Origin of the sequence: Flavobacterium sp., assembly GCF_044360715.1 — a bacterium.
GTDB lineage: Bacteria > Bacteroidota > Bacteroidia > Flavobacteriales > Flavobacteriaceae > Flavobacterium.
In genome coordinates, this window is sequence record NZ_JBIKJY010000037.1 from 1 (window position 1) to 11,864 (window position 11,864).

At 35.6% G+C, this 11,864-nt stretch carries 6 protein-coding genes; 5 read left to right on the forward strand and 1 reads right to left on the reverse strand.

Features of this window, described 5'->3' with window-relative positions:
• The 3 genes from galE to ACIQ16_RS09785 form a co-directional block, all read left to right on the forward strand.
• Positions 1-876 (forward strand): UDP-glucose 4-epimerase GalE (galE, locus tag ACIQ16_RS09775; protein ID WP_396151052.1); only part of this gene is annotated, 876 nt, incomplete at its 5' end.
• Between the two features lie 78 nt (positions 877-954).
• Positions 955-2,643 (forward strand): sodium/sugar symporter, encoded by a 1,689-nt coding sequence (locus tag ACIQ16_RS09780; RefSeq protein WP_396151054.1) that lies wholly within the window; start codon positions 955-957, stop codon positions 2,641-2,643.
• 214 nt (positions 2,644-2,857) lie between these two features.
• Positions 2,858-4,003 carry a formylglycine-generating enzyme family protein gene (locus tag ACIQ16_RS09785; RefSeq protein ID WP_396151056.1) on the forward strand — a complete coding sequence of 382 codons (1,146 nt, stop codon included), beginning with the start codon at positions 2,858-2,860 and terminating at the stop codon, positions 4,001-4,003.
• A gap of 349 nt (positions 4,004-4,352) precedes the next feature.
• Here ACIQ16_RS09785 and ACIQ16_RS09790 read toward each other — a convergent pair whose 3' ends face one another.
• Complete coding sequence (locus tag ACIQ16_RS09790) at positions 4,353-8,063, reverse strand: beta strand repeat-containing protein (RefSeq protein ID WP_396151058.1); 3,711 nt, start codon at positions 8,061-8,063, stop codon at positions 4,353-4,355.
• Between the two features lie 557 nt (positions 8,064-8,620).
• Between ACIQ16_RS09790 and ACIQ16_RS09795 the strand changes: the two genes are divergently transcribed.
• Positions 8,621-9,985 carry a flavin monoamine oxidase family protein gene (locus tag ACIQ16_RS09795; RefSeq protein WP_396151060.1) on the forward strand — a complete coding sequence of 455 codons (1,365 nt, stop codon included), beginning with the start codon at positions 8,621-8,623 and terminating at the stop codon, positions 9,983-9,985.
• Between the two features lie 192 nt (positions 9,986-10,177).
• The coding region (locus tag ACIQ16_RS09800; RefSeq protein ID WP_396151062.1) for a beta-galactosidase at positions 10,178-11,864 on the forward strand (1,687 nt) is incomplete at its 3' end.

Here is an 11,864-nt window from a genome sequence, read left to right on the forward strand (position 1 = left end):
ACTGGTAAAGAACCCCAATTTGAAAAATTAGATTTAAGGGAAAAAGCATCGGTACAAGCTTTTTTTAAAAAACACAATGATGTGAGCAGTGTGATTCACTTTGCAGCTTCAAAAGCTGTAGGTGAAAGCGTTAAAAATCCATTGCTATACTATGAAAACAATATTGCTTCTCTGATTTATTTATTACAAGAATTACAAGAAAAAACAGAAGCCCACTTTATTTTCAGTTCTTCCTGTACGGTTTATGGTCAGGCGGATGAAATGCCTATTGATGAAAATGCACCTATCAAACCCGCAATGTCTCCTTATGGAAATACCAAACAAATTGGTGAAGAAATTATAACTGACGTTGCAAAAGTGAGTACTATCAATGCTGTTTTATTGCGATATTTTAATCCAATTGGTTCGCACCCATCTGCTGAAATTGGAGAATTACCAATTGGTGTTCCACAGAATTTGGTTCCATTCATTACACAGACAGGTATTGGGTTGCGGAAGGAATTAATGGTGTATGGAAACGATTATCCAACTGTTGATGGAACTTGTATTCGAGATTATATTCACGTAGTCGATTTGGCAAAGGCACACGTAGTGGCTTTAGAACGTCTTTTAGAAAATAAAAATGAAGATAAAGTTGAAATTTTCAACTTGGGTACTGGAGTTGGTAGTTCTGTTCTTGAAGTGATAGCGAGCTTTGAAAAAGTAAGCGGAAAACCATTTCCATATAAAATTGTTGACAGAAGAGAAGGAGATGTTACTATGGCTTATGCCAGTACAGACAAAGCGAATACTGTCTTGGGCTGGAAAACAGCATCGTCTTTGGATCAGGCAATGGAAAGCGCTTGGAAATGGGAACAGAGAGTTAGGAAGAAATAACTTTCAATAGCATCTTAAAAATCAAAATAGATTAAAATATTTTACACTATTAATTTAATTAACCTAAAAAACAAAATTATGAATACATTACAATTTGCAGACTACATGGTCTTTCTAGTTTACTTTTTTATAGTAGCTGGATATGGCTATTGGATTTACAAACGAAAACAAACAGCCAAAAACTCTGCTTCGCATGATTACTTCTTGGCTGAAGGATCGTTAACTTGGTGGGCTATTGGAACTTCCTTAATTGCTTCCAACATTTCGTCTGAGCAATTTATTGCTATGTCGGGCAATGGATTTAAAATGGGATTGGCTATTGCAAGCTACGAATGGATGTCTGCATTGACGTTAATTATTGTAGCCGTATTTTTTATTCCTGTTTACCTAAAAAATAAGATATATACAATGCCGCAGTTCCTTAATCAAAGGTATAACGGGGATATTGCTATGATTATGGCTGTTTTTTGGTTGTTGTTGTATGTAATTGTTAATTTAACTTCTATCCTATACCTTGGGGCATTAGCAATTAACGGAATTTCAGGTATTAATCTTGATTTGTGCATGTATGGTTTGGCATTCTTTGCTATTATTATTTCTTTAGGAGGTATGAAAGTTATCGGTTATACCGATGTCATTCAAGTGGTTTTCCTAATTTTTGGAGGTTTAGTAACTACTTATTTAGCATTAGATAAAGTAGCAGAATTAAATGGACAACATGGAATGGTAAACGGATTCAATTATATGTTGAATCAATCTGGCGACCATTTCCACATGATATTTAAAAAAGATAGTTCAAATTTCCCAAGTTTGCCAGGACTTACCGTTTTATTGGGAGGTATGTGGATTGTAAACTTGAATTATTGGGGTTGTAATCAATATATAACACAAAGAGCTTTAGGTGCAGATTTAAAAACAGCTAGAACTGGAATTCTATTCGCTGCTTTCTTAAAATTATTAATGCCTGTTATTGTTGTTTTACCTGGTATTGCTGCTTATGTAATTTATACAAAAGGTGGTTTGCAAACAGAATTACTAGGCCCTGATGGCGTTCTAAATCCAGATAGATCCTACCCTGTATTGTTAAACTTATTGCCAGTTGGGTTAAAAGGTTTATCGTTTGCCGCATTAACCGCTGCGGTTGTTGCCTCATTGGCAGGAAAAGTAAATAGTATTGCTACCATTTTTACATTGGATATTTACAAGAAAAAAATTGATGTAGATTGTAGTGAACAGAAAATGGTGCAAGTTGGGAAATGGGCTGTTTTTATAGCCATGATGTTAGCGGTAGTTATTGCACCACACCTAGGAATTGATAAAAAAGGGGGATTCGAATTTATTCAAGAATACACTGGATTTGTTAGTCCTGGGGTTTTCGCCATGTTTATTTTAGGATTCTTCTGGAAAAAAACAAGTTCAAATGCTGCCATGTTTGCAACCATTGGAGGTTTCATATTGTCAGTTGTATTTAAGTTTTTACCCAATTGGATGAATTTAGAATTTTTAAATTCAACAGGTTTCGCTGTATTAGTACCTCAAGAGAATGGAAAAAGTTTGTATGAAATTCCATTCATTGACCGTATGGGATTTGTATTTGTAATCTGTGTAGCTGTAATGATCGTTATTAGTTTATTTGACCAAAAACGAGGGATAAAATCTAAAGGATTAGAAATAGATTCCTCAATGTTTAAAGTAAATAGTGGGTTTTTAGCCGGTAGTTTATTAGTAACTGGTATCTTGGTTGCCTTGTATACTATTTTCTGGTAGAACCTGGTATTTTTTATATTTCGTTTCTTAAAATGAATTCAAAAACATTGAATTTTATTTAAATAATAATTCCGTAAGTAGTGCAATAGAATCTAAAACAAAGCGAAAAGTATGCAGCAAAGGATTTAAAAGCTAAAATAATTATTTCTTTGCTAAAGTCAGGATAAATAATAATATTTTAAATTAATTTAGCTCTTCAAATAATAATAATATTATGAAAAATAATTTTTTGATCATTTTTCTGTGGTTAAATTTAATAATAACAGTAAATGTTTGTGTAGCACAACAAAAATCAAATAAGAAAGTAGTTCCAAAAAAAACAACTACAAAAAAAACATGTTGTACAACAGCAATTCCAAATAGGTTAGTGATTAATTCTTCAAATACAAACGTTGAAAATTCGTTGAAAATTATAGACAACAAAACTCACGAAGGCATGGTTTGGATTCCGGGTGGTATTTTTAGTATGGGAGGAGATAATGACCAAGCGCGTCAGGATGAATTCCCTAAGCACCAAGTAAAATTAAATGGTTTTTTTATGGACATTACCGAAGTTACCAATGCACAGTTTGCCAAATTTGTTTCCGCCACAGGTTATGTTACTACCGCTGAAAAAGATATTGATTGGGACGAATTAAAAAAACAATTGCCTTCAGACACTCCAAAACCAGATGCTGAAACACTTAAAGCTGCCTCTTTGGTTTTTGTACCAACTAGCGGCGAGGTGAGTCTTCAAGATTACAGCCAATGGTGGAATTGGTCACATGGAGCCAATTGGAAACATCCCCAAGGAAAAGACAGTACTATCGACGGAAAAGATAATTATCCTGTTGTTCATATTAGCTGGGACGATGCAAATGCGTATTGTAAATGGGCAGGAAAACGTTTGCCAACTGAAGCCGAATGGGAATTTGCTGCTAGAGGAGGATTGTCAAAAAATGTATATACTTGGGGAAATAAAAAAGTAGATGAAGGTAAATTTCATTGCAACTATTTTCAAGGAAATTTTCCCTATAAAAATGAAGTTAGCGATGGGTTTATTGGATCAGCACCAGTAAAATCATTTCCAGCAAATGATTATGGATTGTATGATATGTCTGGAAATGTTTGGGAATGGTGTGCCGATAAATACAACAATTTGTATTACGATTCGTTCAAGAAAGTCAAAGTGACAATAAACCCAATAGGACCTACAAAAAGTTATGATCCCGATGAACCCTTGGTTGAAAAGAGAGTGATGAGAGGCGGATCATTTTTATGTAATGAATCCTATTGTAGCGGTTATCGTGTGTCGGCAAGAATGAAAAGTTCTGCGGATTCTTCAATGGAACATTTAGGTTTTCGATGTGTTTCTAATTAATTGATTAACACGAAATAATATTGTAGTTTTTGTATTGCTTAAACTGCTATTTTCCTCTAGTAAAGTAATTCAACAGTAAGTCCATTATCAATTTGTCTAAAACAAAAACCACGCTAAAGGCGTGGTTTTAAATGAAATGACAATTAGCTTATTTTGCTATTAGTTTTTTTTTGTTTTAGTAATCGATAACCAATTACAATCCCTATCAATAACATCGGAATTATATAATCATTTATTGGTACTGCCCCGGGGTCTTGCCCTGGGTCAAAGGGCGCTTGAGCAAAAATGAAAGTATTGCTAAATAATAAAAAGTATAATACGAGTGTTTTTATAATGGTCTTCATAATTCTTATTTTTTAATTATTTTAGCGGTAAATACCGAGTTATCACTTCCATTAATTTTCATAATATAGATTCCAGTAGCTGCAGAAGTCATTTTCACTTCATAATTAGTGTTTTGAGTAGCATTGTTTAGGGTTCCTTTTGCTACTTCCTGACCGATGGTATTGCAAATAGAGTAAGAGTACGTTCCTTTTGCTAACTTTCCTAAATTCACCTGGAAAGAATCTCCGATTACTGGATTAGGAAAAATGCTGAAACTAGTTGCAGTAGGATTAATAGTTCCTAAAACAGCATTTTGGAATACTATTCTAAATCGATCGCCGGTACTTAATGCATCGTTGGTTACAGTGAACGGATATTCTACCGCTGAACCATCAAGGGTAAGTGGCGTTGTAGCATTGGTAAATAAATCTTCTAGTGAAGCACTTAAATTAGTAGCGGTAAACGCTTCGGTATTAATTTTCAATTTATAATTAGCTCCAGCAGTAGTATTCCAAACTTTTACATTCAATACATCATTTGCTACTAATGGCAAGTGGTGATTGCTTGCAAACAGCAAACCGTTTTTAGTAAACGCAACATTCTCTGTTCCGTTTGCCATTTTGTTTGGTGTTTGATTGGCATTTGCATCCGATAAAATAACCGTCATAGCGCCATCACGACCCGACCATTCGTTATTGATTTGTTTGTAAAGACCCACACGAAGTAATTCAGGTGGCGTCCCACTTCTAAATACCGCATTACTAAACGTAGAACCTTTATGAGCTTCTTTAATTGTAAAAGTTCCTCCTGCAGTAGATTTCACAAAAAAGGCTTGACCGGATTGGATTAGAGTGCCAGAAGTAACAACGGGATTAGAGGTAAGGTTGGTGTAAGTTCCTGAATTGAATAAATTATAGGTACCTACTGCGTTTAACCCTGTAGCATTGGCATCCCAAACCCAAATATTACCGCCAAAAGCAGCATTATCAGAATCTGCTAACAACAAAGCAGGATCTAACGGACTCGCATACGGGTTTCCAATGAAAGTGTATTTATTTGCAACTGTTGTGTATGTTTGTTGTCCAATAATTAAAGAACCAGTAGCTCTTAAAGTTGTTGCTGCAGAATTACTTGTAATATTTCCTGTACCATAAGGTCCAGTTACAAATGCCATAAAAGGTTTGTTTTTGTCATCATTCATCATGGAACTCGAACCATTAGTAGCAGTAATTCCAGTCCAAGCATTATCTGCTGAATTATACTCTAAAAGAGAATTGCTTGAACCACCTGCAGTTAAACCATTACTACCTCCTGGCATCCAAATATCAAAACCATTTACTCCATTTCCAGTTCCCCCTTCTTGCCAATTGGTATAAATGGAACCTGTTGTACTTACAGGAGCAGTCAAAGCTCTCCACGCACGTTTGGCTGGAATGTAGCGCTCTACGGTAACGTTGGTTGCTCCTATTATATTTCCTGTTATGGTTCCTATTCGAGCTGTTCCGTTAACAGAAGATTGAAGTGTTACTGCTCGGTTATTAAAATTGGTTGTGCCACCTGTAATATTTAATACTGCCTGTGGACCAAACTCTGCAGAGGCATTGGAACCAAGAGTAAGATTATTGTCTCCAGTAGTAAATGATGAAGTTCCTGTTCCATTTACCCTAAATACACCTGTAACCGTAATATTTCCTGATAATGACTTATTGCTATTTAAACCACTTAAAGTAAGGTTAGCATAGCTAACTAATGAAGGCAAACCTGTAACGGTTTGTGGAGAATCAGGTCTATCAAATTCTATGGTACTTGTAGCTCCAAGAACTAAGGTTGCTGCAGTATTTAATGGTATACTTCCATTACTGGCAAAAAGACCATTTGCCTTTTTTGTAGTAACTGTTCCGATTATAGTGGCAGTAGCCTCTGAATTAACAGAGATTGTTGGGTTGGCATTAGAGGTAAAAGACAAAGTTGACCCTAATGCTACAGTAAGTGCTGTTTTAACAGTAGGTGTACTTGCTGTATTAGAAACTGAAACCTCCCCAGCTCCATCGATAAATAATTTACCATAAGCGGTAGTTGCACCAAAAGAATAACTGGCCGCAACTGCCGGTGCGAAATGCACCTCAGAAGCATTGTCTAATGTACCAAAAGTAGGAGAGCTCAATACATGTTGCCAAACCACAGAACCATTAGCCGCTGCATCGAGTGTTCCTGTTATCGGGAAAGTATCGGCAACTGTCAAAGTAACTGCGGAACCATTTCCTACAATTACTTTAGAATTTGAACCCAATGTCCAAGAAGCAGCAGTGGTTGCATTACCATTAGCAATCACAAAATTTGTATAATCTGCCGTCACGTCGCTTGGATTTGAACCCGTTCCGTTTGAATTTGCACCCCAACTTGTTGCAGCAGATAACGATCCTGTACCACTGTAATAAAATACATTTGTCGCACTTCCTGAAAGAGAAAGAGTAGGCAAAGTATTAGCTCCTGTTGAAGCTATGGTCACAGTTGCGGTTTTAACACCACCTGTCAAGTTCGCTTTTAATCGAACAAAAATGGTTGTACTAGCAACTGTAGGTGATGGCAAACTAATGCTTGACGCCCCAGCAGTTGCAAAATTATCTGCTGACAACTCAAAATCTGTCAATGCAGTACTTACCACTAAATTATTCGTTAAATTAGAACCTGAAACCACAAACGATTGCGAAGCAGATGGACCGGTTCCCGTATAATTGAATCCGGTCAAAGTTTCTGCTGACGAAGTAATAGCTGGTGTAGAAGAAACCACCGCAGTAGCTATAAGTTCCGCAGAATAATTGAATGCTTTATCTACCGTATATATTTTATAATAATTGGTACCGGACGACGATCCGGTAACATCATCGGTAAAAGAAGTCCCAGTTCCTATATATACAACCGTTCCTGGATTAGACACTCCATTTGTTCCATTTGTTATGGAAAGATTTTTGGCATAAATACCATTTTGATTAGGATCTTGGTCAAAATTAGGATTTGTCGCATAACTAACCACCATATATCCTCCGCCATCAACTCCACCTGATGCAGCCGTCCAACTTACAGTTGTACCGTTTACTGGTGTAGCTGCGGCAGTGGCTGCAGCAGGAGGAGTGTTATCTGCAGCTCCTAAATAAACGACAAAATCGTCAATATCAAAATTAGCTGTTGCATTTTGTATTCTGACTCCAGCATAGGATGTTGTTTGAGATGTAGATACCGCAGTAACTGTTTGGGTATACATTGTCCAAGTTCCGCTATTTGTTGCTATCGTTGGACTTATGTAATTACCACCTGTTGAGCCCACTCCTACTGGAATTGACGCTCCAGTTGAATTTTTTATCCAAAACTGAACAGTATAAGCTGATGCGGTGGTAACATTAGGCCAATCCGTAGGGGTGGTAGAAGGCGAGTTAGGGGATTGCAAAATCCTACTATTACCCGTAATCACCGTGTAAGTAGTATTTGCAAATTTAGCACCAGTTCTAGCCCCAGTTGTATTAATGGTAGAGGCTCCATTTGTTGTAGCTTGCCTTATCCAAGAACCAGCTGTAACTGAACTACCGAGAGTTCCAGTTTGCCCTTCAAATCCTCCATCCATATACGGAAAGGAGCCAATAACTTGTTGCCCCCAACTTGTGTTAGCGCTCACCAAAATCAAACAAAGACTTAAAACAAATTGCGTTAGTCTTTTTGTGTTGAGTAATCGTTTTTTCATAATAATTATTTTTCGTTTAATTTTTCTATGTTACTATTTTGTAAATTTAATTAACAATCTAAACTAGATTTGTATAAAAAAGTTTCATTTATAATGTAAAAAAGTATCAATAATTGATAAATCACAGACTAAAATTGATTAATTGTTTTAATCTTGTTTTAGGATCAATGAATTTAAAATGAGATTGATAAAGGATATTTCGAACTCATTGGTAAGGCGTTCCGCTTTAAAATAGTGGGCTTAACTTCGATACTGAAAGAAATAATTAAAAATTTTGAAGAGACCAATTAAAGAATATATAGTCAGAATCAATTTCTTTGTTTGAAACAAAAAAACCAAGTGTATGCGACTTTTTGAACAACCGAAAGTGGTTTATAATGTATTTATTTGTACCTACTACACTAATTTAAAAAAAGCAATATTGAAAAAGTACCCTTGCCTTCCGGATTAATTTCAGGTTCAAGATCTCAACAATGGACATCCGCCGCATTTATGAATGTATGTTTGAGAGCCAAACTTGTTGATTTAAAATAATTGAGTTTATGAAATAAAAATTTATGGAAAGAAGAAAATTTGTTTTAGACACTTTAAAAACCATCCCACTGGTTTTACTTGCACCCAATTTATTTGCTTCTTATAGCAAAGAGGATGACATTACAAATCCAAATGGGAAAACCGTCCTTATAATTGGGGCAGGAATATCAGGACTTGCAGCTGCAAAAAAATTAAAAGATAAAGGTTTTACTGTAATTGTGTTGGAAGCGCAAGAAAAAATTGGAGGACGACTCAGAACAGACAGAAGTATGGGGATTGCTTTTGACGAAGGTGCTAGTTGGATACATGGACCAAATGGGAACCCAATAACAAAATTAGCTTCGCAAGCAGGGGCAAATACCTACCTAACAGATGACGATAATCATGCCGTTTTTGACAACAACGGAACGACTTATTCCGACACTTTTCTTGATAGCCAATATACCCAATTTGAAAACGCCCTAAAAGCAGTTAGAAGTGCAGGAACAAAACAACAGAGTTTTCAAACTATTTTTAACTCATTATATCCAACACAAGCCAACAATAGGCTATGGAAATATATGCTTTCTGCTTATTTGGAATTTGATACAGGTGGCGATATTTCAAAATTATCTTCAAAACATTTTTATGATGATGAAGCGTTTTCGGGAAAAGATGTAATTGTTATCAATGGCTACGATAAAGTGGCGGATTTTTTAGGGCAAGGTTTGGATATTAGATTGAACAGTAGCGTTACAGAAATAAATTATAATGAAACAAAATCATTGGTGAATGTAAACGGTAATTCAATTGAAGCAGATTATGTAATTGTAAGTGTGCCATTGGGCGTTTTGAAAAAAAATAGCATTGCCTTTAAACCAATTTTGCCAGCATCAAAATTATCAGCTATTCAAAACATCCAAATGGGTAATGTAAACAAGTTTTTATTTACTTGGAAAAAACCGTTTTGGGATACGAATATACAATACATCGGCTATACGCCAGAAACAAAAGGCAAGTTCAATTATTTGATGAATATGATGAAGTTTTTACCAACAACCAATGGCTTAATGACATTTGCTTTTGGCGATTACGCAACTCTTACAGAAACTATGAGCGATACCCAAATAATTAATGAAGTGATGGCACAACTGAAAACCATTTATGGAAATAGTATCCCCAATCCGACAAATATGTTACGAACAAAATGGGGGCAGAACATCAATACTTTCGGTGCATATTCTTTTGCAACAAATGGAACTACAAGTGCCGATTTCGACACAATGGCTTCAGAAATTAATAATAAATTATTTTTTGCAGGCGAGCATACCGAAAGAAACTATCGAGGCACTGTACACGGAGCATATTTAAGTGGTATAAGAGAAGCTAATAAAATAATTGCACTATAAAAAAAGATGAAAATTAACAGCTTGGTGGAAAATTTTTACAAAAAACAGAATGGACTGGGAAAGCCCAAAAAAATTCAAATACAAGTAATAAATATAACTTTAACGATATCAATTAAATATAAAATGTTGTTTTTATATTTTAAACCAATATTAAATTTAACAGTCTAAATAATAAATAATAAATTTTTAATTATGAATAAATATAGTTTAAAAAGCATTTATAGAAAAAGAAAAATTGTCATTTTAGCAGTAATTGCTTTCTCTAACATGGTAATAAGTCAGGTAGGTCCAAAATCTAGCTCTTTTGGTGTTTGGGATCGTGGCGAAGCAATGAATATAAGAGAGTATCCGTTTTTAAAAGGAACATCCTGCGATTTTACCTGGGATGAAGTTGAAAAAACACCAGGAATATATGATTGGTCTATATTAGACAATGCTGTTGAAAGAGCCTATAAAGAAAAAATATCGCTATACATTTCTTTTGCAGCAGGGCCTAAAACACCTGAATGGGTTTATGAAAAAGGAGTGCCAAAAGTAATTACAAGCGCTACCAAAAAACCCGGGGCGTTTGATCATTATCCTTATTATCTATCTCCAGAATATAAAAAATATTATCACCGTTTTCTGACAGAAGTAGCTAAACATATTAGCAGCTTTTCTAAAGAGAAAATAAGTGCTATTTCATTTATTCAAGTTAAAACAGGATGTACTGGAGATGAGTGTGCTTATAAAGGGGAGCCTATAGATAAAAATTATTCTTTACCAGTAAAAAGTGAAAAATGGAGAGAATTCCGTCTTGAAACCTTTGCCTTGCATGATAAATTGTTTGGTAAACAATCAGGATTGAATATTAGTATGCTTCTGAACAATCTAGAACCAGAAAGCAATAACGGTAAAAATAATTTTGTTCAAGAATGGGATTGGGCCATTAAAAACCTTAAAGATGGTTTTGGAATCAAAAATGGAGCACTTTCGAGAGGACATCATTTAAGTGGAGAAATTGATGCAGTAAACACGTTTTTGCCCTATCTAGTTGACCCAAAAGGGGTTACGCTTTTTCGTCGTTCTGAGATGGACCAAACCTGGACGCGTCCTTGGTATCAACTAAATGTTCAACTCAACTTTTACTGGGGAGCAATTAATGCCTTAAATGCGGGTCAAAGTGTTTGGGATGTTACAAGCGGCGCTTTGAAGGCTAGCAAGGAACAAGGATTTGATTATTCTTTCTATTTTTTCAATAAGTATGCCGGGCAAATACACCCTGAGACAGCAACCAATGCTTTTTGTGCTTTGCATAAAGGTTTGAATGCAGCTGATACAAATACCTATCCTGAAGACAAGTTTGGTAAAGCATCGCACGGAAATATTGATCGTATGGAAAAAATCACTGCCGAATATGCTAAGTATGGAGCAGCAAACGATGATAAAAATGCCCTCAAAATGGGACAAGTGAAGCAACGAGGTGACCAAGTCGGTTTCAATGATGCAGGTTGGGAAATTTGGGCCGATAATTACTCCCGATTATTGTATCAAATTGAACCAGATGAAACTTCAATTCCTTTGTGGCGAGTTGGCGGACCTATTACAGCTACCTCTTCTATTTATTCAAGGTTTGCAAGAGGATTTGAACACGCAACGGAAAAAGATGCACTATACTTCAAACTTCACGAAGGTTTTTCTCAAGATAATAAACCTAAAGTAATGTCGATAACTGTGGTTTGGTATGATGCCATTGAAGGTTCTAAATGGAAACTTGATTACGATGCAGGAACCAAATCCATGAAAACAGCAATGACAGTAACCGGAAAAGGGGACAAAAAATGGCATCATGAAGTGGTAACTATTAAAGATGCCGTTTTCAAAAATGGAGGAACAAAAG